Here is a 25,768-nt window from a genome sequence, read left to right on the forward strand (position 1 = left end):
ACAGGCTTCATCCGTGGTTTTGGTATTAGTTTGGCGACGATTATCAGATCATAAATGAAGCCTTTTTTCTATCTAAAATATACAGTTACTGCTTAAGAGCCTGTATATGATTATTGCTTAAAATTAGTAAAGAATTTCAAGTTGAATAGGATCACTTATTATTTTAATAACCCCAGTGTCAGATTTTTCAAATTCAATTTGATATTTTTCATTGTCAATGCCTGTGATAATATTATCTAGATAAGAATATGCAAACCTTATTGATTTGTTCTTAGCCCATTCAGGTAATAAGTGTACATAGTAGTTAAAAACTATAAATCCTCTTTTTTTATTTATGTAATTTATATTTAGAATGTCTTTTAACATCATTCTACCGTAACAAAAATCACCATTTTTATTAAATTCTTTTTTCCCTAAATTGGTTAAATTCCATAATTTATTTTTTCCTCTTTTAAAATCCAACTTTACTAATCCAGCATCAACAAGAGATTCCATGTTCGCATTAGCCCATATAGAATCTTCATTAATTGATACTGGCCATTCAGTCTCACCTAGGCATAATAATATTTTATCGTCAATTTTTTTTTGTATTTTTTTTCTAAAAGATTCATTTTCTCCTGAATGACAAAAAAAAGATAAAAAAACAAAAAAAAATAAAAAAAATTTCATAAACTACACTCCATATTATATTCTGTCATGGCATCACTAACATTTTTATATTTTTTCTTTGTAAGATAGGATTTAGTATAATCCCAATAATAATTTGAAATACCAGGCACTTCATTGTTATATTTTATATCATATTTAATAAATTCTACTGGGTATTCTCCAAATATGTCATCATCATTATTTTTTTTGCGAAAAAAAATAATATAATAAACTCCATTTTTTACCCTTAGCTCGTAATCTTGTATTTTTATTTCAGAAGCAGATAATTTAAAATCAAACCAAGTAAAACCAGTATCATTTGGGAGTGGAACTATATTAAATTTCCCATTTTTATTTTTTATAAAAACAGTTAATGTGTTACTTGGATGAGATGTATTGTTTTCAAATTTGGCATAAAAAATTACATCTTTTTTTCCATCACCATTCAAATCTATAAGATTGATTCCATCCTTTAGATTTACCTTATTTCCGCAATGAGAAAATGCCTCAAACGAGAAAAGTAAAATAAAAATAAGGTAAAATTTATTTTTCATTTAAATAGCTCCTAACTAATCTAAATCCAACATCTGGCATAATATATCCTGAACTATGGTTATCACAACTGGATAAGCTGTTTGCATGGGAAAGATAACTTCCACCACAAAAATAGTACAACTTAACTGTACCAAGTTCATAACTATCATAGACCCATTCAGAAACATTTCCACTCATATCGTATAAATCTAAGTCGTTTGGAGATAATTTACCTACAACCTGTGTTCCAAAATTACTTGTATTAAACTCTGGATACCATGCCACCTTCTTAGAATCATTGCTTCCAGAGTGATAGTATCCATATCTTCCTAATCGTAAGGCAGGCTTTCCGCCCCTTGCTGCAACATGCCATTCATTTAAGGTAGGTAAACGATAGCCATTAGCGTTTGTATTTATAAAGATCTCTAAGTTTTTGTCTTTTTTTCTAATAATTTTATTTCCTTTTTGAAAATATACTGGAGTGAGTTTTAATTTCTCACTTAATGCATTTGAAAAAAGAATGGTATCTAACCATTTAATACTAGGCTGTGTCCCGCAATAGGCTGAGATAGAATAATCTATCTGGCTCTGACTTTCGGAAAAAACATGTTATGGCTCGTTACGACCTTTTTCTTAAGGCCATAATTTAATTGAGGGACATAACCTAATCCATCCTTCTACAGCCACTGTCGCTAAAATCATTCGATCAAGGTTTTCTAGTTGTTCAAATTTAACCCCAAACTTAAGTTTCAACCGCATTAAGATATTTTCAGGTATCAAGCTCACTGTCAGTAATTCTAACAAAGTTTGTTCTGGTGTCTGACGTTCATATAAATTAGGCCGACGCCAGTCAGCAGAAGACCAGCCACTATATTTTGGGTAACCCAGCATGCTTACGTTTCATAAGATTTCAAATGGAGACGCTAAATGTATATCTATTAGTTATACAACTGCTATAATGACTGTCTACCAATTTGCTACACAGGTGATTTATGAGAACACAACCTAAAGAAACCCCAATCAACATCCGGGCGAAAGCCTTCCAGCGGGAGCTTATTGACCATGCAGCAAACCTGCTCTCAAAAACCCGAACTGATTTCATCTTGGATGCTGCCTGCCGCGCAGCCGAAGATGCCATACTCGATCAGCGCCACTTTTTCGTTAACGACGAAAAATACCATATGTTCATGCAGATGCTGGAGCAACCGCTTTCTGATAATGAAGGTTTTAAAAAACTGATGGGATATAAAGCGCCGTGGGAATAAGCACACCTGAAATATTAACGGCTGAACATAATATAAATGATTTTTATTGCCAGCATGAAACATTAAACGAATGGCTTTCACGCCGGGCTTTAAAAAATAATAAGCTCGGCGCGAGCCGCACATTTGTTATTTGCAAGGAAGGCACAAAAGACGTTATCGGTTATTATTGTCTAAGCGCCGGTTCAATTAATCATATTGAATCTACACCATCGCTTAAACGCAATATGCCAGATCCTATCCCTGTAGTGCTTCTCGGCCGTCTGGCTGTCGATGTGGAATATCAGGGGAAGAAGCTCGGGGCATTGCTTCTCCAAGATGCTTGGAAGCGTGTCGCCAGCACGGCAGAACAGGTGGGCATTTCGGCTATAATCGTCCACGCACTTGATGAGAGCGCTCGAACGTTCTATACGCGTCTTGGCTTCGCCCAGTCACCGTTGGAGCCATACACACTGATGCTTCCATTAGGCAAACAGAAGTGACTGCTTGCCGCCGCGATGCATCTTGAAATTCATAGGGTATATTCCTTAAGTATTCACCAAATCCACCGCTTCACGCGTCAGGCGACCGATTTCCTGCCAATTTCGGTTCTCCACCAGCGCTTGACTAACCATCCATGAACCACCACACGCCACAATACGCGGTACAGCAAGATAATCGCGAATATTGTTTGGTCCGATTCCCCCAGTCGGCATAATTTGCAGTTCAGTATAAGGTGCTAATATCGCTTTAATCATTGGCAAACCGCCGGAAGGTTCTGCCGGGAAGAATTTCAGCAGTTTTAGCCCCAATTCCATTGCACCTTCGATCGCGCTTGGATTATTCACACCTGGAATGATAGGAATATTCAATTGCTGACAAGCTTTGACCGTATTTGGATTAAAACCCGGCGAAACCATAAAATCGGCGCCAGCCTGTTTTGCAGCAACCACCTGATCACGATTCAAAACAGTACCTGCACCAATCAGCATATTCGGCTGAGCTGCTCTCAACAAACGAATAGCTTCCGCCGCTGCCGTAGAACGGAAAGTAATTTCGGCTACCGGCAAGCCGTTGTCAGCCAATGCTTTACCCAACGGAATAATATCTTCCGCTCGGTCAACAGCAATCACAGGTACAATTTTTAACTGGCGTAACTGTTCAATCATCTGTTTCATCAATTTTCTCTCCGCTGTTAAAAGAAACTGTCAGTCACTGCTTGAGTTGCACTGATTGGAATAATCGCCCCTTTATGCTGAATAACGGTACCAGCCAGACGATGCCCCATAATTGCCGCGTGTTGTATCGGGCAATCCGTCAGAAATCCTACCAGAAACCCAGCATTAAAGGCGTCTCCCGCCGCCGTGGTATCGGCCACGTTAACAACCGGCACCGTTGGGATCAGCTCAATCGGAGTATCCTGTACCAAATGCTGATAATAGCAACCGGCAGCCCCCGCTTTAATAACGACTTCTTTAACTCCTGCTTGTTTAAGGCGAATCATGGTGGCTGTAACCGATTTATCGCCCCACAGCTTACATTCATCGTCATCTGTCACCAGTGCCAGAGAGGTAAAGGCAAGTAATTTCTGATAACAAACTTGGGTTTCCGCCACACTTTGCCACAATGCCGGGCGGTAATTACTGTCGAAAATGATGGTTTTTCCTTGAGCAGCCAGTTCAGCCAGCAAGTTTAGTAGTTTTTCACGATCATCGACAGGCAAGATAGCCAAGCTGATGCCACTGAGATAAATGGCATCCATCTGCTGTAATGCTTGCATAACCGAAGAGAAATCAGGATGACGCACCATATAACGGGCAGCAGAATCATTACGCCAGTACAGAAAGGTCCGTTCTCCCTGTCCATCAAGTTGAATCAAATACAGTCCCGGTTGGCGAACCGGATCACGCAAAACCAGATGGGTGCGAATACCCTCGTCTTGCCAACGTGTGATCATCCCTTCACTGAGCGAATCCAAGCCCAACGCAGTCACAAAATGAACGGCAATCTTCTGTTGGCTTGCACGCGCTAAATAAATTGCACTGTTCAGGACATCACCACCAAAAGCCTGATGCATGGTAGCAAAAGGGGCGCCATTAAGTTCAATCATACATTCACCAAGGAGGGCAATCTGCTTCATGGGTTTTCTCCCGGCAAGGCAAAATAACGGCAGGCGTTATTAAAACAAATATCCTCAACTATCTGTCCTAATATGGCTTTGTGGTTAGGAATTTCGCCCTTTTCTGCCCATTGCCCTAACACATTACACAGAATGCGACGAAAATATTCATGCCGCGTGTATGAAAGAAAGCTACGGGAATCGGTCAACATACCAACAAATTGACTCAGCAGCCCAAGTTGGGAAAGTTGTTCAAGCTGACGCAACATGCCATCTTTCTGATCATTGAACCACCAGCCCGAACCAAACTGCACTTTACCGGCGATACCGCCACCTTGAAAGTTACCGGCCATCGTTGCAATCACTTCGTTATCTCGTGGATTCAGACAGTAAAGAATCGTTTTCGGCAACTCATCCGTCACATCCATACTATCCAGCAAGCGAGATAACGGCCAAGCGATATTGTTATCACCAATGGAATCAAAGCCACTATCCGCGCCAAGTAAGCGGAACATCCGACTATTATTGTTGCGAATAGCGCCAATATGCATTTGCATCACCCAACCACGGGCGGCATATTGCCGGCCAAGCCATACCAGAATCGCCGTGGTGTACTGCGCAATTTCAAGATCAGAGAGAGTGTTCCCTGCCAGCCGTTTTTGCAGGATGCTATCTAATACCGCTTCATTCGGAATGGGAGCATAGCGCAGATTTTCTATGCCGTGATCAGCAGCCCGGCAGCCATGAACAACAAAATGCTCAAGCCGACGCTCCAACGCGTTCAACACATCAGCAAAAGCAACAATCGATACATCAGCCACGGCTTCAAGCTGTTTGATATAGTCAATGAAACCCGCCAGCTCGATTTTAAATACCCGATCAGGACGCCAGCTTGGTAATACTTCGATATCGAAACTCTCATCTGTCGCGATTTGGCGGTGATATTGCAGAGAATCGACCGGATCATCCGTGGTTCCAACCATACGCACATTCATTTGCTGCATAATGCCACGCGCTGAAAACGCCGGTGTTGCCAGCTTTTCATTACATTGATGCCAGATTTCATCAGCAGTGTGTGGCCCGAACAATTTCCCTGTAATACCAAATGGACGACGTAATTCTAGATGTGTCCAGTGATAAAGCGGATTTCCCAATGTCAACGGTACTGTTTTTGCCCATGCCTGATATTTTTCAGCATCACGGGTTTGCTTGCCGGTAATCAACGATTCATCAATACCCGCACAGCGCATAGCCCGCCATTTGTAGTGATCCCCTTCTAACCAAATCTGACCAAGGTTATCAAATCGGCGATTTTCAGCAATTTCTCGTGGATTAAGATGACAGTGATAATCATAAATCGGCATATCGGCGGCATGTTCATGATATAGCTGACGGGCAATTTCATTGTTCAGCAGAAAATCTTCACCCATAAAATTTTTCATCTCTTTTTCCTGTCAGCCAAATCAAAGTGCCGCCACAGCATGACGAGCGCCGCAATCCAATAATAATTGATAAGCTTCGCTAACCACCCGGACAAAATGCGGATTAGCTAACACTGGGTTACCAAAAATCGCCAACAACGCGGGTACCACATCAGCAGATAACCCATATTGCTGATAAATAGATTTAAATTGCTCAACGAGTGGATCACGCACATCAATCAATTTGCCTTGTTCATCTTTTCCACTGACATAACGCATCCACCCGGCGATACCCAAAGCTAAATGACGATAATCGCCGCCATTTGCCAGATGATAAGCCACAGAATCAAACATACGTTGTGGTAATTTCTGGCTGCCATCCATTGCTATCTGCCAAGTTTGATGTTTAAGGTTAGGGTTACTAAAACGCTCAATCAACCGATGAGCATACTGGAAAAGATCGGTTCCTACCGGCATCGTCAAAGTTGGCGCTTGTTCTTTCAGCATCAGATCCAAGGCAGCTTGCCGGTAATCGGGGTTCGCCATTGTGTCAGCAATATATGTATATCCTGCCAAATAGCCCAGATAGGCTAAAAATGAGTGGCCACCGTTTAGCATCCGCAATTTCATGGTTTCAAAAGGCACCACATCTTGAACGAATTGGGCTCCTGCCACATCCCAGTTTGGGCGGCCATTGGCAAAGTTATCCTCAATCACCCATTGACGGAAAGGTTCACAGGTAATTGCACCGGGATCGTATACACCTAGCTGTGCGGCTATCTCCGCCAACGATTCTGGCGTAGCCGCAGGAACAATACGGTCAACCATTGTGCATGGAAAAGTCACATTCAGTTCAATCCATTGGGCTAACTTTTCATCACGCAAACGGGCAAAACTCACCACCGCTTCACGGGCAACTTTGCCATTTTCTCTGACATTATCGCAGGACATCACCGTCAATGGCGGCAAATTACGTTCATAACGCAGACGGAGCGCCTCGACAATGTAACCAATAGCAGATGTTGGTTCGGTTGGGTTAGCTAAATCCCGTTGAATCAATGCATTATTCACATCCAGCTTGCCGCTGGCTGCATCGATGCAATACCCTTTTTCGGTAATCGTCAGAGAAATAATCGCCACTTGCGGCTGCGCTATCGTTTCCAGAATACCTTGCTGACCCACAAACTCAGGGTGCAAGGCATCAATCATAGAGCCGATAATTTTTAACTCGGTTTTTTCTGCCCCTTTCTCCGCAATGGTACACAAGCACTCCTGCCCTTTAAGTTGCTGAATCAACCGATGACCGGAGAATAAACTGACTTCACAAATTCCCCAATCACTGCCCGTTTTTTCCAGCATATGATGAGTAAAAACCGCCTGATGTGCACGGTGAAAAGCACCACATCCCAGATGGACAATACGGGCAACCAACTTCTGACGATCATAAAAAGGCAGAGAAATAGCGGGATTAATTTTGCTGTTGGCTATATTACGGATCATAGAACAATTCCTGTTTAATGACGCGGATTACCTGAATGCTTAGTCATTCAGTAACATCTGAGGCAACCACAAGCTCAGTTGCGGTATGAAGGTCACCAGCATCAACGCGATAACCAAAGCGCAATACATGGGGACTAAAGGTTTCAATACCTTATTAATGCTGACCTCACCGATAGCACACCCCACAAACAACGCACTCCCTACCGGTGGTGTACAGATACCAATAGCCAGGTTGAAGGTCATAATGATACCGAAATGTACCGGATCAATGCCCATATTCTGTGCTACTGGCAGGAAAATCGGCGTAAAAATCAGAATCGCCGGTGTCATATCCATAAAAGTTCCGACCAGCAACAGAATGATATTAATGACCAGCAGAATAACCAGTGGGTTTTCAGAAACCGCCATTAGCGCATCAGCGATCAAATAGGGCAGATCCGCATTCGCCATTGCCCAAGACATACCCATTGATGCACCAATCAGCAACAAAACAATGGAAGTGGTCACCGCAGAATCCAGAATGATTTTGGGTAGTTTGGCGATACTGACTTCACGATAAATCAATACTGCCAATACAAAGCTGTATAACACGGCAATCGCCGAGGCTTCTGTGGCGGTAAAAATACCCGCAATGATCCCTCCCATAATAACCACAACCAGCATCAGAGAAGGCAATGCGCGAACCAATGTGGTGAAAAACTCGTTCCATGTCGGCTTGGGCGATACCGGATAACCACGGCGTTTGGCAATGATTGCCGCCACAACCATCAAAGATAGACCCATCAAAATACCGGGAATATAACCCGCCAAAAACAGTGCGGCAATTGATGTGCCACCAGAAACCAGTGAATAAACAATCAAAGTATTGCTTGGCGGGATTAACAAACCGGCAGGACAGGAAGCAATGTTTACAGCGGCAGAATATTCCGGTTCATAACCCTCTTTTTTCTGTATTGGCGCCATCGTTCCGCCGACCGCCGCAACCGATGCCACCGCTGAGCCAGAAATCGCACCGAAAAACATATTCGCCATAATATTGACGTGCACCAGAGAACCGGGCAAACGGCCGCCCATGACTTTCGCCAGATTAATTAGACGGGAAGCGATTCCCCCCTGATTCATAATATTTCCCGCCAGAATAAAGAACGGGATAGCGAGCAGAGAGAAGTTATCAACACCGACTGCCATACGTTGAGCAACCACGGTAATAGCCGCTTCCATTGGCAAAGTCATCATAATTGCCAGTAATGATGACAAACCAATCGCAAAGGATACCGGTACACCCAGTGCCAGCAACACGGCAAAACTACCGAACAACGCTAAAACCACTTGCCAATCCATAAGCCCATCCTCTTCTGCCTGGTGACTTTATTGATTTTCAGAAATAACCGCGTCTTTACCTGAAAAATTCCGAATAAGAGCAACAATGTCTACTAGCACATAGCAGATCATCAGAACACCGCTAATTGGCAGACATAAATAGACATATCCCATCGGTAATCCCAGCGCGGGCGTGATCTGCCCGGTTTCAAGGGTTGAAATCACTAGCACTGATCCGCCATACACCAGCACGATCGAAGCAAACAGCACGATCGCGGCTTGGATCACCAAACCCACACTATTTTTGCCTATTCCCTTAAGTTTCATCGTTAACAGGTCGATAGCTAAATGGCGATGTTGACCTGTGGTATATGCCGCGCCAATCATGGCAACCCACATAAACAGATAACGAGCAAGTTCATCGGTTACCGTACTCGGCGTACCAAACACATAGCGGGAAACCACCTGCCATGTGACACAAAACACCAAAAAAACGGAAAGGCTGACGGTAAAAAATGCCAAACCTTTATTGATGCAATACACAAGGTTTTTCACGGGGCTTTGTCCTTATTGGTCTCAACATGCGCCTATTTGATCGACCAAATAGGGCAAACTGTCTGACCAAAATCAGTAAAGGAAGCTTTACGTTGCTTGGATTATAAGATCCAGGTCAAAAAAACATCCAGTGAGCGGGATCACAAACTGACTGGTTCACCCGTTTGCCCGATTATTTTGTGATATTGGTCAACCAAATCACTTTTACTTTTTGACGAAATCCGAAGTGATGCTTATGGTTTGACCGTCAGTTCAGTTGTGCCCGTAACCTATTTACAACAATTGGAGAACGAACAATGAGCAATTCTAAGCGTATTTTATCTACTGTAATCGGTGCGGTATTTGCTTTAGGCGCGTCACAAGTTATGGCAGTAACAACATTAAAACTCAGCCATAACCATAACCGCGATCATGCAGTGCACAAGGCAATGACTCAGTTTGCAGATGAAGTTCGCCAAAAAACGCATGGTGATGTTCGTATTCGGATCTATCCAGACGCACAATTGGGTAACCAGCGGGAATCGATGGAACTGATGCAAAATGGTGCATTGGATTTAGTCAAATCCAATGCCGCAGAATTGGAAGCTTTTTCGCCCACTTATTCTGCTTTTAACTTACCTTATCTGTTTCGCGATAAAGCCCATTACGAAAAAATTAAAAACGGCGAGATTGGTAAAGAGATTCTGACATCCAGCAAAAACCGTGGCTTTATTGGTATAACCTACTATGAAGCGGGCGCTCGTAGCTTCTACGCCAAAAAGCCTATCCGCACACCTGAGGACCTAAAAGGCATGAAAATTCGGGTTCAGCCTAGCCCAACAGCCATTGCAATGGTGAAAAATTTAGGCGGTAACCCAACACCACTGGCTTACGGCGAACTGTATACTGCTCTACAACAAGGTGTGGTCGATGCCGCAGAAAATAATATTCCCTCTTTTAGCCTGAGCCGTCACAGTGAAGTTGCCAGATACTTCTCGCTGGATAACCATACTATGGTGCCAGACGTCCTTGTTATTTCTACTAAATCGCTAAATAAGCTGTCATCAGAACAACAAAAAATCCTTATAAACTCGGCCATTAACTCTTCTCAATATATGACCAAACTATGGGAAAAATCAGAGGAGAAAGAGCGCCAAAATGCAGAGAAAATTGGGGTCCAGTTCGTCGATGTGGATCAAAAATCGTTTGAAGAAGCGGTCAAACCAATGTACGACGATATTAAGAAAAGCGATCCAATGCTTTACCGTATGGTAGAGCGCATCCGCGCAGTCAGATAATCATTGGCGAAGGCCATTTGGCCTTCATCTTTAAGTGGCATTTTTGGTTGACCAATTTCTATTTTTGACTATTATTTACACAATACCATCGATAATCACGACAACAATAGTGACACCATGAAGCATTTACTTGAGCCAAAACGTCCTTACCAAGAAGTTGGCATTTCATTAAGAGAGATGATTGCCAACCAGCAATATCGTATCGGGGATCGCTTACCACCGGAGCGAGAGCTTGCCGAATTATTAAGAGTTTCCAGAACCGTTGTGCGTGAAGCATTAATTATGCTCGAACTAGAAAGCCTTATTGAAGTCCGCAAAGGTTCCGGGATCTATATTATTAACCGCCCTCACCTGTCAACTTCCTCTTCATGTTCAGTTAACGCAGCGGGACCTTTTGAGCTATTACAAGCTCGCCAATTACTGGAAAGTAATATTGCCGAATTTGCCGCCCTGCAAGTGACACCAAATAACATTGCTAATATGCGTCGAGCATTGCAAAAGGAATCCGAAGATTTAGCCTCCGGTGAAGATGAATCCGGTGACAGAGAATTCCATCTGGCAATTGCGGAAGCAACCCATAACAGCATGTTAGTTGAACTGCTTAAACAATCTTGGACATGGCGGGAAAATAATCCTATGTGGCAGAAACTGCATACTCGAATTACCGATAAAGATTATCGTAAAGAATGGCTGCATGACCATCAGATCATTTTATCCGCCATGATCAAAAAAGATCCGGCGGCAGCCAAACAAGCAATGTGGCAACATTTGGAGAATGTGAAATTACGTTTACTGGAATTGTCTGATATTGACGATCCCTATTTCGACGGTTATCTCTTTAATTCATATCCCTGTAAATAAGTTTTTATTCTGGCGTTTGTATATAAGGTAAATAACAATGGAACAAACTTGGCGTTGGTTCGGCCCAAATGATCCTGTTTCTTTAGATGATATCCGTCAGGCTGGTGCAACCGGCATCGTTACCGCATTACACCATATTCCTAACGGCCATGTTTGGAACAAAAACGAAATCTTGGCCCGTAAAACCCTCATCGAAAATAAGGGGCTTATCTGGTCAGTTGTTGAAAGTGTGCCTGTCCATGAAGAGATTAAAACCCGGACCGGTCACTATCCGCAATGGATTAATAACTACAAAACTTCACTGAAAAATTTGGCGGAATGTGGCATTGATACCGTCTGCTATAATTTTATGCCCGTGCTGGACTGGACACGCACCGATCTGGAATATTCACTCCCTGATGGTTCTAAGGCCCTGCGTTTTGACCAAATTGCCTTCGCCGCATTTGAAATCTATATCCTCAAACGACCAAATGCAGAAGCTGATTACACCGTTGAAGAGCAAGCTCAGGCAAAAGTCTATTACGACAACATGTCTGCGGCTGATATTAAGAAACTCACCACGAATATTATTGCCGGTCTGCCGGGAGCCGAAGAGGGCTATACGTTAGCAGAATTTCAGGCGCAATTAGATCGCTACAAAGATATTACCCGCGATAAACTGCGTGAACATTTGGCTTATTTCCTGCACCAGATTGTTCCTGTATGTGAAGAATACGGTTTACGTCTGGCAATTCACCCGGATGATCCGCCGCGTCCTATTCTGGGCTTACCACGTATTATTTCCACCATTGAAGATATTGAATGGCTGACCACCATTGAACCAAGCCCGACTAATGGAATTACGATGTGTACCGGCTCCTATGGCGTTCGTGGTGATAATGATTTGGTTGAGATAATTAAACGCTATGGCAACCGAATCTATTTCACTCACCTGCGCTCCACCCAACGGGAAGAAAACAGCAAAACTTTCCATGAAGCCGCTCATCTGGCAGGTGATGTGGATATGTATAATGTCGTGATGGAAATCCTGCGTGAAGAATATCGCCGTAAGAAGGCTGGAGATAATCGTTTAATACCTATGCGCCCTGATCACGGCCATCAAATAATTGATGACCTGAAAAAACAGACTAATCCCGGCTATTCCTGTATTGGTCGATTAAAAGGTTTGGCAGAAATTCGCGGTCTGGAATTAGGTTTAAGGCGAGCGTTTTTTGAGAATAAGTAATGCATTTACGTTATTCACTATATTTACTAGTAACCCTAAAAAGGGTTACTTTATTTAGATAAAGCCATGTTAAAGCGATTGACTACAACTTTATACCCGTCATCTTTCAAGTTGCCTCTTTGTTGGCTGCACTCGCTCACCCCAGTCACATAGTTTGCTATGCTCCCGGGGATTCTCTCCCTTGCCATCGCGAAGCATCTTGAAATCCATAGGGTATATGTACAGGCTCATTTTAAACTAAAATTTTAATTTATTATTTTAGTTGATTTATTAATATATAAATTTGGGATAAAAACAGAAAATTCTTATCGATCTTTATATTTTTCAATAAATAAGAGTAGGTTATGCCAACTTATTTTCAGCCTCACCTGTCGTATAGTCCTTAGATTTATTTTCACCAGATGTCTGCGAGTTACGATAGGTTCTCAATCCACCTTTCTTCCAATCTGGCCATTGTTCAACTATTTTACTCGCTTCACTTAAATAAGCTAAAAACTCCTCTCTCTTAGTCATTTTTTTAACTCCTTTATTAAGTTATCTACGTTAGCTGCTGATTCGGTTTCTTTTTCTATATAAGATAATGATAGCATCTTCATTCTCAGCCTTCCATCCTTTCTATGCCACTTAATAACTTTGCCACCCTTATTTTTTCTTTTTATTTTATATCCTATCCCCAGATTTGTTGAAAACAAATTAAAGAAACAGCGAGGTCCAACACCCACAAATGGTTCAAAAATCACTTTATTATCATAAGACTCTTCAGGTGTTGAAATAGAATCAGGATGAAAATCAAAAGCTTTACTTTTAGGATAAGGCTCAATATAGACAACTCGCCGTATACCACTAGCAACGATATGTTTTGCACAGTTATGACAAGGAAATGTAGTACAGTATAATATCCCATTATGAGTGCTAATGTTACTTCTTGCACATGCCAAGATTGCTTCCATCTCAGCGTGTACAACCCTGCCATATTCGGTAATATCCTTTATCTTGCTATTTAGGAGACATTCTCTAAACTTTTCTTTTTGTTCCTCTTCAATATCTTCAAGTATATCTTCAATAATTAATCTTTTCTCTTTAGCGTTTGAATCTTCACCTACTTTATAATCTCTACCATTTTCAACATCTTCAATTGCATCTCGTACATAATCAGGCCAATATAACCCTCCACCGAATCGTGGTACATCATTAGCTCCAGTTGAAATTATATTCTTATCTTTGGTTAATACCGCACCAACTTGACGGGAAAGATCTGCTGATCGCAGAGAAGCAGAAAAAGCCATGAACATAGCGTATTCATCAAAGGTTGGCGTGACATATGGGTTACCAAAAATAAGATCTAAAATTCTCCATATATTATTATCAGCCCTATTTTTATTTCCATCATAATTTATAAAGAAATCTGATAACTCATAAGTATCTCTGGTACGCTGCCCCCACTTATTCCCTTCATTGGAATCACGATTAATCAATTCTCTGGCTTTTACTTCATCAATACATTTATCAACGATAAGATTTCTTAATCTCTGAGATTCACTCGTATATACACCTATCAAGAAAAACCCATTTACATAAATCTCCCTTAGTGCATTGACTTCATCCGGGTGTTTAAGAGAATTTATAATATATGCCCTCCTAATAGATGGTATTGATGAGAAATGCTTCTTCTCCCTTCTTTTATTTATTTCTGCCACCGCAGCCAATGCCAATATAGAACTATCCTGACTAGACTCTCTTAAATAATTACCCTCCGACATTAAGCAACTTATCCTTTCATAATTATCCCTTGTTGAGGGAATATCTCTTAATACCGAAATAATTTCAGAAGATATTCTTATCTCCTGTACATCATACCTGAACGCATTAAGTTTCTGTGTTATAGAATCTCTAATTATTTCCAGATCCGTTCCTACAGCACCAACTAACGCAATAACGACCTCAGAATCAAAATCACAAGGCATCATCTGATCACCCTCAAATGGATATGTTTTATTTATATACCCGTCATCTTTCAAGTTGCCTCTTTGTTGGCTGCACTCACTCACCCCAGTCACATAGTTCTCTATGCTCCCGGGGATTCGCTCCCTGGCCGTCGCGACGCATCTTGAAATCCATAGGGTATGTTAATCATGTTAAGTATTTCTTCCTATTATCGTTTTACTCTATTTAAAATAGCCGTTAATTACATTTGTAAAAAATGGGCAATAACATTCAGACAAATATAATTTCGTAGCTAAATATAGACTTATTATTTACTATATCCTGTACATTCTTATTTAAACTTTTCCTCTAACACCAGATTAGAAAATATGAATTAACATCACATAATTTACCCTTTTTCATAAATTCACCCCCCTTCTATTATAATAAAGACTAAATTATATCTCTAATTAGAAGAAAGGTGTATCCTTAACGTATCAAGGACGATGAGAATATAAACCAAAAACAATCCATGAAGCAATTAAAATATCAAAATCATGTCGAACAGGCAGAACATCGTCATAATAGTTCTGCCTGAAAATAAATAGATTAGATAGAAAATATCTTTATGATCTCAATCTAATTTTTTCATCCTTCCAGAAAAGCACGGCTCTTAATTCATATTTACAACCCTATCAATTAAACTAAACTGGGACGAATTCTATCTTCCAACAACGTGCATCATTTAAATAGAGACGAGGCTCATTCGTATCAAGATTAAATTCGAAATCAATAATAAATTCAATACTGGGTAAGAAATAACTATTCTCGTAAACCCACCTTAAAGCCTCTTTTTTTCCAGGCAAGATAACCGCATCAATATAAATCTCATCACCGGATACTTCAATATTGAGCATTGATTCTGTTTCGTGATTATAATAGCGACCGGATAATCGCTGAATATCAATATCACCTTTATCAGTCATCTTTTTCAAATAAAAAACATTGCCATTTTCATCAATCTGTTCCAGTGCGATAACACTGTTATTTTCAATGATCGGTCTGAACCGGATATCTCCCCCCTTCTCTTGGAATGTTCCATCGGCGTTAAAGATAATCGGATTACCTTTCTCGAATAAATTACCTAATAAATAGCAATCTTCCTTGGTAATAATATAAGGATAGGGATCAGCCCCCTTGAACATACCGATAATATCAATATTACTGGTTCGGCAATGCTCTGGCTCAGTCATATCAGTGTTAAATAATACATTAAGGCATTGATTAGTAAACTCAACAGCATTAATACCTGTTGCAGCAGTAATCGCGATTCCTAACTTAACATCGGGTAAAACACAAACCTCAGCTTTAAAACCACCATAGGAACCATCATGCCGTATTATCTTTTGCCCTTCACGTTGGCTGATCATCAAACCGTAAGCATAATTGTTACGATTGCCATTAGCTAAATTTGGCATACGAGATAAATGAGGCAACATATCCCGCACAATCGATGGTGAATAAAATGCTTTCATCCAACGACACAAATCACTCACTGTAGAACGAAGCCCCGCACTACCTATAGTTGAATCGTTGTGATCCGATCTTATCCATTGATTTGAAGCTTCGTTATAGACATAACCTATCGCCCGGTCAGAGATAACCTCAGTAACATCATCATAGAAAGAGGTATTATTCATCTTTAATGGAATAAAGATATTTTCTTTCGCATATTCTCTTAACGATTTACCCGAAACCACTTTGATGATTTCTGCCAACAAATTATAGCCCATATTGCTATAGAGATGATATTCTCCAGGCATAAAATTAAGCTTTTGTTGCCGTTGAATCAGCTTTCTCAATAAATCTATACTGCGGTGGTCAAAATCTGAGTTTTTACCCGCCAAGCCATAAGGAGCATATTTATCCCGTAACCCACTGGTATGATGAATAAGATGCTCAATGGTAATACCAGAGAAATGTGCCGGGAAATAATCCACATATTTTCCAACTCTATCCTTGACGTTGAGCTTTCCTTCTTTTTCTAGCAAGGCAATACAAAAAGCGGTGAATTGCTTTGAAACACTCGCCATATAGAACTTCGTATTTTGGGTGATAGCAACAGCATGTTCAATACTGGCTTGCCCGATATAACGCTTATAAACAGTTTCATTTCCGTGGGTAACAGCAACCGCGAGGGCGCCGCCATTTTTTTTATTTTCAATATCAATTAAATTGTCTATTTTATTAACAAGAGACTTAATGTTATCTCTAGATATCGTCAATTCCATCATGAATTTCCTTATTTAAGGTTATAAAACAGAATATATACCCTATGGATTTCAAAATGCATCGCGGCGGCAAGAGAGCGAATCCCTGGGAGCATAGATAACTGTGAGTGCAGCCAACAAAGAAGCAACTTGAAAGATGACCGGTATATATATGATCTGATAGCAATATCACTTTATAAATTAAACTATGACGAATTCCATCTTCCAACAACGTGAATTACTGATATAGAGATGAGGTTTATTAGTTTCAGTATCTAATTCAAAATCAATAATCAGCTCAGTACTGGGAGAAAAATAACTATTCCCATAAATCCGCCGTAAGACTTCCTTTTTACCAATATAAACAACCCCATCAATATAAATCCCATCGCCAGAAGCAGAAACCGTGATCGTTGCTTCTGTTTCATGGCTATAATAACGCCCTGACAATCGCTGAATATCGATACTACCGTCATCAACCCTCTTTTTAAGATAAAAAACATTGCCATTTTCATCAATCTGTTCTAATGCAATAACACTGTCATTTTCAATGATGGGTCTGAACCGGATTTTACCGCCTTTCTCTTGGAATGTACCGTCAGCGTTAAAAATAATCGGGTTACCTTTTTCGAATAAATTACCTAATAAATAAGTCTCTTCCTTGGTAATAATATAAGGATAAGGCTCCGCCCCTCGGAAAATACCGGTGATATCGATATCACTGGTTAGGCAATGCGGTTCTTCCGGCTTAATATCGGTGTCAAATAAGATATCAATATGCTGTTCCACCCATACAGAAACATCAACACCTGTTGCAGCGGTAATCGCGATACCTAATTTAGCATCCGGTAAAATACAAACATGGGATTTAAAACCAGTATAGGAACCACCATGTTGTATTATCTTTTGTCCTTCGCGTTGGCTGATAATCACACCGTAAGCATAATTGTTACGGTTACCATTGGTTAAATCCGGGGTACGGGATAATTGAGGCAACAGATCCTGAACAATGGATGGTGAATAAAATGCTCTGATCCAACGACACAAATCATTTACCGTAGAATGAAGCCCTGAACCACCGACCACCGTATCGTTAAGATCATCTCTTATCCACTGATGAGAGTTCACGTTATAAGTGTAGCCCATTGCCCGATCAGGAATAATTTCGTTTATATCATCATAGAAAAAGGTATCTTTCATCTTTAATGGGGCAAAAACATTTTCCTCCGCATATTCTCTTAATGATTTACCTGAAACCACTCTAACTATTTCCGCCAGCAAATTATAGCCCGTATTGCAATAGAGATGATATTCCCCCGGCGTAACGTTAAGCGCTTGTTGCCGTTGAGTCAGTTTTCTGACTAAATCAATATGGCGGTGATCAAAGTCCGAATTTTTACCTGCCAGCTCATAAAGTAAAAACTCATCCCGTAATCCACTGGTATGGTGAATAAGATGTTCAATGGTAATATCAGAAAATTCCGTGGGGAAATAATCCAAATATTGTCCAACTTTATCCTTGACGCAAAGCTTTCCTGCTTTTTCCAGCAAAGCAATACAAAAAGCCGTGAATTGTTTTGAAACACTCGCCAAATAGAATTTAGTATTAGGCTTTACAGCAACAGCATGTTCAATGCTAACTTGTCCAATATGACGCTGATAAATGATTTTATTGCCGTGGGTAACAGCAACAGCGAGAGCACCACCCTTTTTTTTATTCTCAATATTGACCAGTTCATCTATTTTCTTGAGAAATAATTTAATATTATCTGTGGCTATAGTAGATTCCATCATGAACTTCCTTATTTAAGGTTATCAAACAAAATATATATATACGGCCTGATAGCAATACATATGCGGGCAGTACTTTAAGATGTAAACATGAAACATCCAAGTGATAATGATTATCATTTAATGTGTGAATGGCAATATAAAGTAACTATGGGAGCTGATGTTTACAAAAAACAGACAGAACATAAATATATACCCTATGGATTTCAAGATGCATCGCGGCGGCAAGGGAGTGAATCCCCGGGAGCATAGCAAACTATGTGACCGGGGTGAGCGAGTGCAGCCAACAAAGAGGCAACTTGAAAGATGACGGGTATAAATCAAACTGCGACGAATTCTACCTTCCAACAACGTGAATTACTGGTATAGAGATGAGGTTTATTGGTATCAGGATCAAATTCAAAATCAATAACAAACTCAGTACTGGGTGAGAAATAACTATTGCCATAAATATGTCGCAAAGCCTCTTTTTTTACAGGATGGATAATCCCATCAATATAAATATCATCACCAGACGATATAATATTAATTATCGACTCTGTTTCGTGACTATAATAGCGCCCTGAAAATAGCTTAATATCGACCCTCTCTTCATCGTTCATCTTTTTCAAATAAAAAACGTTACCATTTTCATCAATATGTTCCAGTGCGATAACACTGTCATTGTCAATGACGGATCTGAACTGGATTTTACTTCCTTGTTCTTGGAATGTACCGTCAGCGTTAAAAATAATTTGGTTACCTTTTGTAAATAAATTACCTAAAAAATAAACATCTTCTTTGGTAATAATATAAGGATAAGGCTCTATCCCTCGGAAAATACCGGTGATATCGATATCACTGGTTAGGCAATGCGGTTTTTCTGGCTCAACATTGGTATTAAACAATATATCAAGATACCGATCCGTCCATTTACCAACATCAACATCGGTTGCAGCAGTCATCGCCATACCTAATTTAGCATCCGGTAAAATACAAATATTCGCTCGAAAGCCGGCATAGGTACCACTGTGTTGTATTATCCTTTGCCCTTCACGTTGGTCGATAATCAAACCGTAAGCATAATTGTTGCGATTGCCATTGGTTAAATCTGGTGTACGGGATAATTGAGGCAGTAGATCCTGAACAATAGATGGCGAATAAAACGCTCTAGCCCAACGACATAAATCATTCACGGTGGAGTGAACCGCTGCACTACCGATCACAGAATTGTTAATATCACTTCTTATCCACTGTTGCGAATTCTCATGATAAGTGTAACCCATCGCCCGATTAGAGATAATCTCGGTTATATCATCACAGATAATGGTATCTTTCATCTCTAATGGAGCGAAAATATTTTCTTCTGCATATTTCTTTAATGACTTACCTGAAACTATGCTGACGATTTCCCCCAGCAAATAATAGCCCGTGTTGCTATAAATATAATATTCCCCAATGGGGGCGTTAAATGTCTGTTGTCGTTGGATCAATTTTCTCACTAAATCGGCATGGCAGTAGTCAAAACTTGAGTTTTTACCCGCCAGACTATAAAGTAAAAATATATCCCGTAACCCACTGGTGTGGTGAATAAGATGCTCAATGGTAATATCAGAAAAATGCGCGGGTAAATAATCAAAATATTGTCTGACTTTATCCTTGACGTTGAGCTTTCCTTCTTTCTCCAGCAAGGCTATGCAAAAAGCCGTGAATTGTTTTGAGGCACTCGCTAAATAGAATTTAGTATTAGGTTTTACAGCCACAGCATGTTCAATGCTAGCTTGCCCGATATGACGCTGATAAATTATCTTATCATCGTGGATAATAGCGACTGCGAGAGCTCCACCTTTTTTTTCATTTTCAATATTAACCAGCTCATCTATTTTATTGATAAACAAATGAATATTATCTTTAGATATCATCGATTCCATCATGAATTTCCCTATTTAAGGTTACAAAACAGAACATATATATACAACTTGATAGCAGTACATATGCGGGCAGTACTGTAAGACGTAAACAAGAAATATCCAAGTAATAATGACTATCATTTAATGTGTGAATGACAATATAAAGTAACTGCGGATGAAAATTAAAATTATCTAAATTTTATAAACATTATTTTCTTTCAGAAATCATTTTGGATCTAATATTTACAAAAACAGGCAGAACATAAATATAACCGTTCTGCCTAGAATTAAGTGTATCTAATAGAAAAGATCTCCATACTCTCATAATAGCATCAATCCTATCTTGCTAGCGAAATACTATTCTAAATTTGTATTTACTAACCTGTCCATTAAACTGCAATGAATTCCAAATTCAAGCAACGAGAATTACTGATATAGAGACGACATTTATTTTTATCTGGATCAAATTCAAAATCAATAATAAGATTAGTTCCTGGAGATAAATAACTATTCCCATAAATATGCTGCAAAACCTCTTTTTTTACAGGATAGACAATCCCATCAATATAAATACCTTCACCATACGGTATAATATTAACTATCGCCTCTGTTTCATTACTATAATATCGCCCTGACAATAGCTGAATATCAATAATACCTTCATTGTTCATTTTTTTAAAATAAAAAACATTGCCATTTTCATTAATCTGTTCCAGTGCGATAACATTGTTATTTTCAATGATAGGTCTGAACCGGGTTTTACCTTCTTTCGCTTGGAATGTACCGTCAGAGTTAAAAGTAATCGGATTTCCTTTTTCGAATAAACTACCTAAAAAATAAACATCTTCTTTGATAATAACATAAGGATAAGACTCTATCCCTCGGAAAATACCGGTAATATCAATATCACTAGTTAAGCAATGTGGTTTTTCTGGCTCAACATCGGTGTTAAGCAATATATCAATATACCGATCCACCCATTTAGCAACATCAACACCTATTGCAGCGGTCATCACGATACCTAATTTAGCATCCGGTAAAATACAAATATTAGCTCTGAATCCAGCATAGGTACCACTGTGTTGTATTATCGTTTGCCCTGCACGTTGGTCGATAATCAAACCGTAAGCATAATTGTTACGATTGCCATTGGTTAAATCTGGTGTACGGAATAATTGAGGCAATAGATCCTGAACAATCGATGGCGAATAAAACGCTCTAACCCAACGACACAAATCATTCACTGTGGAGTGAACCCCTGCACTACCCACCACAAAATTGTTGATATCGCTTCTTATCCACCGTTGTGAATCCTTATTATAAGCGTAACCCATCGCCCTGTCAGAGATAATCTCGGTTATATCATCGCAGATGATGGTATCTTTCATCTTTAATGGAGTGAAAACATTTTCTTCTACATATTTTTTCAACGACTGACCTGAAACTACGCTGATAATTTCCCCTAGCAAATGATAGCCCGTGTTGCAATAAAGATAATATTCCCCAGTGGGGGCGTTAAGTGCCTGTTGTCGTTGGATCATTTTTCTTACTAAATCAACATGGCAGTGGTCAAAATCTGAGTTTTTACCTGCCAGACCATAAAGTAAAAATATATCCCGTAACCCACTAGTGATGAATAAGATGTTCAATAGTAATATCAGAGAAATGCGCGGGTAAATAATCCAAATATTGTCTAACTTTATCCTTGACGCTGAGCTTTCCTTCTTTCTCCAATAAAGCTATGCCAAAAGCCGTGAATTGTTTTGAAACACTCGCTAAATAGAATTTAGTATTAGGTTTTACAGCCACAGCATGTTCAATGCTAGCTTGCCCGATATGACGCTGATAAATCGTTTTATTGCCGTGGGTAACCGCAACGGCGAGAGCGCCACCCTCTTTTTTATTCTCAATATCAACTAATTCATCTATTTTCTTGAGAAATAATTTAATATTATCTGTGGATATTGTCAGTTTCATCATTAATCTCCTCATATTTATAAAAAACAGACAGAACATAAATATAATAGTTCTGTCTGGAACAAGGTTCATCTAATATAAAGTATCTTTAGGCCCTCAATAACATTCATTCTATCCTGCTAACGAAACGCTGATCTAAATTTCCACGTACTAACCTGTGAATTAAACTGCAACAAATTCCACATTCAAGCAACGTGAATTGCCGATATAAAGACGAGATTTATTGGTATCAGGATCTAATTCAAAATCAACAACAAACTCAGTACTGGGTGAGAAATAACTATTGCCATAAATATGTCGCAAAGCCTCTTTTTTTACAGGATGGATAATCCCATCAATATAAATATCATCACCAGACGATATAATATTAATTATCGACTCTGTTTCGTGACTATAATAGCGCCCTGAAAATAGCTTAATATCGACCCTCTCTTCATCGTTCATCTTTTTCAAATAAAAAACGTTACCATTTTCATCAATATGTTCCAGTGCGATAACACTGTCATTGTCAATGACGGATCTGAACTGGATTTTACTTCCTTGTTCTTGGAATGTACCGTCAGCGTTAAAAATAATTTGGTTACCTTTTGTAAATAAATTACCTAAAAAATAAACATCTTCTTTGGTAATAATATAAGGATAAGGCTCTATCCCTCGGAAAATACCGGTGATATCGATATCACTGGTTAGGCAATGCGGTTTTTCTGGCTCAACATTGGTATTAAACAATATATCAAGATACCGATCCGTCCATTTACCAACATCAACATCGGTTGCAGCAGTCATCGCCATACCTAATTTAGCATCCGGTAAAATACAAATATTCGCTCGAAAGCCGGCATAGGTACCACTGTGTTGTATTATCCTTTGCCCTTCACGTTGGTCGATAATCAAACCGTAAGCATAATTGTTGCGATTGCCATTGGTTAAATCTGGTGTACGGGATAATTGAGGCAGTAGATCCTGAACAATAGATGGCGAATAAAACGCTCTAGCCCAACGACATAAATCATTCACGGTGGAGTGAACCGCTGCACTACCGATCACAGAATTGTTAATATCACTTCTTATCCACTGTTGCGAATTCTCATGATAAGTGTAACCCATCGCCCGATTAGAGATAATCTCGGTTATATCATCACAGATAATGGTATCTTTCATCTCTAATGGAGCGAAAATATTTTCTTCTGCATATTTCTTTAATGACTTACCTGAAACTATGCTGACGATTTCCCCCAGCAAATAATAGCCCGTGTTGCTATAAATATAATATTCCCCAATGGGGGCGTTAAATGTCTGTTGTCGTTGGATCAATTTTCTCACTAAATCGGCATGGCAGTAGTCAAAACTTGAGTTTTTACCCGCCAGACTATAAAGTAAAAATATATCCCGTAACCCACTGGTGTGGTGAATAAGATGCTCAATGGTAATATCAGAAAAATGCGCGGGTAAATAATCAAAATATTGTCTGACTTTATCCTTGACGTTGAGCTTTCCTTCTTTCTCCAGCAAGGCTATGCAAAAAGCCGTGAATTGTTTTGAGGCACTCGCTAAATAGAATTTAGTATTAGGTTTTACAGCCACAGCATGTTCAATGCTAGCTTGCCCGATATGACGCTGATAAATTATCTTATCATCGTGGATAATAGCGACTGCGAGAGCTCCCCCTTTTTTTTCATTTTCAATATTAACCAGTTCATCTATTTTCTTGATAAATAAATGAATATTATCTGTAGATATCATCGATTCCATCATTAATTTCCTAATAATTTAATGTTATACAAACAGGGCACATATATGCAATCTAGTAATACGATATATGCGGGCAGTACTGTAAGACGGAAATAATCAACATCCAAGTAATAATGATTATCATTTAATATATATACCCTATGGATTTCAAGATACATCGCGACGGTAAGGGAGTGAATCCCCGGGAGCATAGATAACGATGTGACCGGGGTGAGCGAGTGCAGCCAACAAAGAGGCAACTTGAAAGATAACGGGTATAAAGAGAAACAGAAAGTAACTGCGGTTACTCGTCGGAATAGATGAATTCGTGCTAGTACTGATTTCGGCATTCATAAAAAAGCAATTACCGGACTCATTGTAAGCCCAGTAATCCAGATTTATTCAGTGGCAAGGGAACCTTTCTTTGTACGAAAGACTAATACAAGTCCTGATAAAATGGCTACCATTCCCAACAAACTTAGAGCAGGTAACGAATTTCCTAAAAATAAATAATCCATTACCGCGGTTACACCAGGGACGAGATAAAAAAGACTGGTTACATTCACTAAATTACCTGCCTGAATGAGTCGGTAAAGTAATAATTGAGCCACAACAGAGATAACTAACCCTAACCATAATAATGAAATAATAAAACCAGGCACCAATTGAAATTCAAAAGGTTGGAAAGGAACAAACAATAAACAAAGTAGTAGACTAACACTATATTGCAGGGGTAAAACCGCAGAAGGAGCTTGATGAATTCGTTTCTGTAAAATCGCACCAATACTCATACAAGCCAATGCTGCTAAGGCAAAAGTAATACCAGCAATAGAAAACCGAGACAGCACTAAGCTTTGATACACCACTAATACCAAGCCCAATAATGCTAATAACAAACCCGCTAAACGTACAACCGAGAAATGACGTTCGATCACCAACAATGTGATAATCGGTTGAATCCCCATCACTGTAGCCAAAACGCCAGGCGTGATCCCGTTATCCAAAGCAAAAAAGTAACAAATAGAATAGCCGCCAATTAACAAAACACCGGTACCCGCAATCTGTTTGCGAGTACCATGTTCAGGTAAATAATAGCCCTTATGCCTGAATAATAATCCTAGAAATATCAAAAAAATAAGCGCAATAGTAAAACGCATCGTAAGAATGGCAAATGCGGTACTATGATCGAGTCCCCATCGAGAAAAAATTGCACCACTGCTCCACAATAAAACAAAAATCAACGTTGAACTATAAGAGATCCATTGAGCTTTAGAAATCATAGAGAATCCACACCCTGTTTTACATTTAATGTACCCAAGCCAACGCAGCTAGCCAAATCTGACACTGACTAAATATCACCCCGCTCTCAAAGGTAATCATATTACACTGTTATGGATAATATAAGGAGGTAGAATAGCAGGAGGAAAAATGAAAGTGAAACGCATGAACACATACGCTTCGGCTAATACTAACCTGGCAAGTGTGT

General features: G+C 39.7%; 23 protein-coding genes and 2 pseudogenes. 6 read left to right on the forward strand and 19 right to left on the reverse strand.

Going from position 1 to position 25,768, the window contains the following annotated elements; translation table 11 throughout:
* Positions 1–123: 123 nt before the first annotated feature.
* The 4 genes and pseudogenes from cpmH to SLS51_RS10355 form a co-directional block, all read right to left on the reverse strand.
* Complete coding sequence (gene cpmH, locus SLS51_RS10340) at positions 124–669, reverse strand: carbapenem biosynthesis protein CpmH (protein WP_323838009.1); 546 nt, start codon at positions 667–669, stop codon at positions 124–126.
* Positions 666–1,202 (reverse strand): carbapenem biosynthesis protein CpmG, encoded by a 537-nt coding sequence (cpmG, locus tag SLS51_RS10345; RefSeq protein WP_011145247.1) that lies wholly within the window; start codon positions 1,200–1,202, stop codon positions 666–668. The genes cpmH and cpmG overlap by 4 nt, the downstream gene beginning before the upstream one ends.
* Positions 1,192–1,725: pseudogene (gene cpmF, locus SLS51_RS10350) on the reverse strand (carbapenem biosynthesis protein CpmF); the annotation flags it as partial. The gene cpmG and the pseudogene cpmF, both read right to left, overlap by 11 nt.
* Positions 1,726–1,815: 90 nt before the next feature.
* A complete protein-coding gene (locus SLS51_RS10355; protein ID WP_323838012.1) occupies positions 1,816–2,073 on the reverse strand; it encodes a hypothetical protein in 258 nt (85 codons plus the stop codon).
* Between the two features lie 101 nt (positions 2,074–2,174).
* Here SLS51_RS10355 and SLS51_RS10360 point away from each other — a divergent pair, with 101 nt between their 5' ends.
* Together SLS51_RS10360 and SLS51_RS10365 are read left to right on the forward strand one after the other, a co-directional pair.
* The gene (locus tag SLS51_RS10360; RefSeq protein ID WP_011144582.1) at positions 2,175–2,447 is read left to right on the forward strand and encodes a type II toxin-antitoxin system TacA family antitoxin; all 273 of its coding nucleotides are present in this window, start codon (positions 2,175–2,177) and stop codon (positions 2,445–2,447) included.
* On the forward strand, positions 2,438–2,926 hold the full coding sequence (locus tag SLS51_RS10365; protein WP_036815118.1) for a GNAT family N-acetyltransferase: 489 nt from the start codon (positions 2,438–2,440) through the stop codon (positions 2,924–2,926). The genes SLS51_RS10360 and SLS51_RS10365 overlap by 10 nt, the downstream gene beginning before the upstream one ends.
* A gap of 45 nt (positions 2,927–2,971) precedes the next feature.
* On the opposite strand, the gene SLS51_RS10370 is transcribed toward SLS51_RS10365, so the two are convergent.
* From SLS51_RS10370 to SLS51_RS10395, 6 genes are read right to left on the reverse strand one after another with little or no spacing between them, the layout of a single operon-like run.
* Positions 2,972–3,601, reverse strand: coding sequence for a bifunctional 4-hydroxy-2-oxoglutarate aldolase/2-dehydro-3-deoxy-phosphogluconate aldolase (locus tag SLS51_RS10370; RefSeq protein ID WP_323838016.1), 630 nt, complete (start codon positions 3,599–3,601; stop codon positions 2,972–2,974).
* Positions 3,602–3,618: 17 nt separating this feature from the next.
* Positions 3,619–4,563, reverse strand: a complete 945-nt coding sequence (locus SLS51_RS10375; RefSeq protein WP_323838018.1) for a sugar kinase — start codon at positions 4,561–4,563, stop codon at positions 3,619–3,621.
* Positions 4,560–5,984, reverse strand: a complete 1,425-nt coding sequence (uxaC, locus tag SLS51_RS10380) for a glucuronate isomerase (protein WP_323838020.1) — start codon at positions 5,982–5,984, stop codon at positions 4,560–4,562. The genes SLS51_RS10375 and uxaC overlap by 4 nt, the downstream gene beginning before the upstream one ends.
* Before the next feature lie 21 nt (positions 5,985–6,005).
* Positions 6,006–7,463 carry a fructuronate reductase gene (locus SLS51_RS10385; protein WP_323838022.1) on the reverse strand — a complete coding sequence of 486 codons (1,458 nt, stop codon included), beginning with the start codon at positions 7,461–7,463 and terminating at the stop codon, positions 6,006–6,008.
* A 39-nt stretch (positions 7,464–7,502) separates the two neighbouring features.
* Positions 7,503–8,804: a TRAP transporter large permease gene (locus SLS51_RS10390; RefSeq protein WP_323838024.1), complete on the reverse strand. Its 1,302-nt coding sequence runs from the start codon at positions 8,802–8,804 to the stop codon at positions 7,503–7,505.
* A gap of 27 nt (positions 8,805–8,831) precedes the next feature.
* Positions 8,832–9,338, reverse strand: a complete 507-nt coding sequence (locus tag SLS51_RS10395; protein ID WP_323838026.1) for a TRAP transporter small permease — start codon at positions 9,336–9,338, stop codon at positions 8,832–8,834.
* 296 nt (positions 9,339–9,634) lie between these two features.
* On the opposite strand from SLS51_RS10395, the gene SLS51_RS10400 reads away from it, so the two are divergent.
* The 3 genes from SLS51_RS10400 to uxuA all read left to right on the forward strand — a co-directional run bounded on the left by SLS51_RS10400 (position 9,635) and on the right by uxuA (position 12,701).
* Positions 9,635–10,615: a TRAP transporter substrate-binding protein gene (locus SLS51_RS10400; protein WP_323838028.1), complete on the forward strand. Its 981-nt coding sequence runs from the start codon at positions 9,635–9,637 to the stop codon at positions 10,613–10,615.
* Between the two features lie 117 nt (positions 10,616–10,732).
* Complete coding sequence (locus SLS51_RS10405; RefSeq protein WP_323838030.1) at positions 10,733–11,476, forward strand: FCD domain-containing protein; 744 nt, start codon at positions 10,733–10,735, stop codon at positions 11,474–11,476.
* A 37-nt stretch (positions 11,477–11,513) separates the two neighbouring features.
* Positions 11,514–12,701: a mannonate dehydratase gene (uxuA, locus tag SLS51_RS10410; protein WP_323838032.1), complete on the forward strand. Its 1,188-nt coding sequence runs from the start codon at positions 11,514–11,516 to the stop codon at positions 12,699–12,701.
* Between the two features lie 342 nt (positions 12,702–13,043).
* Here the strand turns inward: uxuA and SLS51_RS10415 are convergent, their stop codons facing one another.
* The 4 genes from SLS51_RS10415 to SLS51_RS10430 form a co-directional block, all read right to left on the reverse strand.
* A complete protein-coding gene (locus SLS51_RS10415) occupies positions 13,044–13,214 on the reverse strand; it encodes a hypothetical protein (RefSeq protein ID WP_323838034.1) in 171 nt (56 codons plus the stop codon).
* Positions 13,211–14,719: an anti-phage dCTP deaminase gene (locus SLS51_RS10420; RefSeq protein ID WP_323838036.1), complete on the reverse strand. Its 1,509-nt coding sequence runs from the start codon at positions 14,717–14,719 to the stop codon at positions 13,211–13,213. The genes SLS51_RS10415 and SLS51_RS10420 overlap by 4 nt, the downstream gene beginning before the upstream one ends.
* 609 nt (positions 14,720–15,328) lie before the next feature.
* Entirely contained in the window at positions 15,329–16,918 is a 1,590-nt protein-coding gene (locus tag SLS51_RS10425; RefSeq protein ID WP_323838038.1) for a serine hydrolase domain-containing protein, read from the reverse strand.
* Between the two features lie 177 nt (positions 16,919–17,095).
* Entirely contained in the window at positions 17,096–18,688 is a 1,593-nt protein-coding gene (locus SLS51_RS10430) for a serine hydrolase domain-containing protein (RefSeq protein ID WP_323838040.1), read from the reverse strand.
* Between the two features lie 87 nt (positions 18,689–18,775).
* On the opposite strand from SLS51_RS10430, the gene SLS51_RS10435 reads away from it, so the two are divergent.
* Positions 18,776–18,937 (forward strand): hypothetical protein, encoded by a 162-nt coding sequence (locus SLS51_RS10435; RefSeq protein ID WP_323838042.1) that lies wholly within the window; start codon positions 18,776–18,778, stop codon positions 18,935–18,937.
* A gap of 68 nt (positions 18,938–19,005) precedes the next feature.
* Here SLS51_RS10435 and SLS51_RS10440 read toward each other — a convergent pair whose 3' ends face one another.
* The 5 genes and pseudogenes from SLS51_RS10440 to SLS51_RS10460 form a co-directional block, all read right to left on the reverse strand.
* Positions 19,006–20,598: a serine hydrolase domain-containing protein gene (locus SLS51_RS10440; RefSeq protein WP_323838044.1), complete on the reverse strand. Its 1,593-nt coding sequence runs from the start codon at positions 20,596–20,598 to the stop codon at positions 19,006–19,008.
* Between the two features lie 365 nt (positions 20,599–20,963).
* Positions 20,964–22,554: pseudogene (locus SLS51_RS10445) on the reverse strand (serine hydrolase domain-containing protein).
* A gap of 159 nt (positions 22,555–22,713) precedes the next feature.
* Positions 22,714–24,306 (reverse strand): serine hydrolase domain-containing protein, encoded by a 1,593-nt coding sequence (locus tag SLS51_RS10450; RefSeq protein ID WP_323838046.1) that lies wholly within the window; start codon positions 24,304–24,306, stop codon positions 22,714–22,716.
* A gap of 144 nt (positions 24,307–24,450) precedes the next feature.
* Positions 24,451–24,636 carry a hypothetical protein gene (locus SLS51_RS10455; RefSeq protein ID WP_323838048.1) on the reverse strand — a complete coding sequence of 62 codons (186 nt, stop codon included), beginning with the start codon at positions 24,634–24,636 and terminating at the stop codon, positions 24,451–24,453.
* A gap of 44 nt (positions 24,637–24,680) precedes the next feature.
* Entirely contained in the window at positions 24,681–25,562 is an 882-nt protein-coding gene (locus SLS51_RS10460) for a DMT family transporter (protein ID WP_323838050.1), read from the reverse strand.
* Positions 25,563–25,768: the final 206 nt, after the last annotated feature.

This window comes from Photorhabdus africana, assembly GCF_035181445.1.
GTDB lineage: Bacteria > Pseudomonadota > Gammaproteobacteria > Enterobacterales > Enterobacteriaceae > Photorhabdus > Photorhabdus laumondii.

What these genes read in the sequence shown, in the direction of transcription:
- SLS51_RS10385 (WP_323838022.1), bottom strand. Translation starts at nt 7,463, where the DNA reads ATGATCCGTAATATAGCCAACAGCAAAATTAATCCCGCTATTTCTCTG.
- cpmH (WP_323838009.1), bottom strand. Translation starts at nt 669, where the DNA reads ATGAAATTTTTTTTATTTTTTTTTGTTTTTTTATCTTTTTTTTGTCAT.
- SLS51_RS10415 (WP_323838034.1), bottom strand. Translation starts at nt 13,214, where the DNA reads ATGACTAAGAGAGAGGAGTTTTTAGCTTATTTAAGTGAAGCGAGTAAA.
- SLS51_RS10375 (WP_323838018.1), bottom strand. Translation starts at nt 4,563, where the DNA reads ATGAAGCAGATTGCCCTCCTTGGTGAATGTATGATTGAACTTAATGGC.
- SLS51_RS10400 (WP_323838028.1), top strand. Translation starts at nt 9,635, where the DNA reads ATGAGCAATTCTAAGCGTATTTTATCTACTGTAATCGGTGCGGTATTT.
- SLS51_RS10360 (WP_011144582.1), top strand. Translation starts at nt 2,175, where the DNA reads ATGAGAACACAACCTAAAGAAACCCCAATCAACATCCGGGCGAAAGCC.
- SLS51_RS10440 (WP_323838044.1), bottom strand. Translation starts at nt 20,598, where the DNA reads ATGATGGAATCGATGATATCTAAAGATAATATTCATTTGTTTATCAAT.
- cpmG (WP_011145247.1), bottom strand. Translation starts at nt 1,202, where the DNA reads ATGAAAAATAAATTTTACCTTATTTTTATTTTACTTTTCTCGTTTGAG.
- SLS51_RS10405 (WP_323838030.1), top strand. Translation starts at nt 10,733, where the DNA reads ATGAAGCATTTACTTGAGCCAAAACGTCCTTACCAAGAAGTTGGCATT.
- SLS51_RS10390 (WP_323838024.1), bottom strand. Translation starts at nt 8,804, where the DNA reads ATGGATTGGCAAGTGGTTTTAGCGTTGTTCGGTAGTTTTGCCGTGTTG.
- SLS51_RS10430 (WP_323838040.1), bottom strand. Translation starts at nt 18,688, where the DNA reads ATGATGGAATCTACTATAGCCACAGATAATATTAAATTATTTCTCAAG.
- uxuA (WP_323838032.1), top strand. Translation starts at nt 11,514, where the DNA reads ATGGAACAAACTTGGCGTTGGTTCGGCCCAAATGATCCTGTTTCTTTA.
- SLS51_RS10450 (WP_323838046.1), bottom strand. Translation starts at nt 24,306, where the DNA reads ATGATGGAATCGATGATATCTACAGATAATATTCATTTATTTATCAAG.
- uxaC (WP_323838020.1), bottom strand. Translation starts at nt 5,984, where the DNA reads ATGAAAAATTTTATGGGTGAAGATTTTCTGCTGAACAATGAAATTGCC.
- SLS51_RS10460 (WP_323838050.1), bottom strand. Translation starts at nt 25,562, where the DNA reads ATGATTTCTAAAGCTCAATGGATCTCTTATAGTTCAACGTTGATTTTT.
- SLS51_RS10435 (WP_323838042.1), top strand. Translation starts at nt 18,776, where the DNA reads ATGAAACATCCAAGTGATAATGATTATCATTTAATGTGTGAATGGCAA.
- SLS51_RS10370 (WP_323838016.1), bottom strand. Translation starts at nt 3,601, where the DNA reads ATGAAACAGATGATTGAACAGTTACGCCAGTTAAAAATTGTACCTGTG.
- SLS51_RS10455 (WP_323838048.1), bottom strand. Translation starts at nt 24,636, where the DNA reads ATGAATGCCGAAATCAGTACTAGCACGAATTCATCTATTCCGACGAGT.
- SLS51_RS10425 (WP_323838038.1), bottom strand. Translation starts at nt 16,918, where the DNA reads ATGATGGAATTGACGATATCTAGAGATAACATTAAGTCTCTTGTTAAT.
- SLS51_RS10355 (WP_323838012.1), bottom strand. Translation starts at nt 2,073, where the DNA reads ATGCTGGGTTACCCAAAATATAGTGGCTGGTCTTCTGCTGACTGGCGT.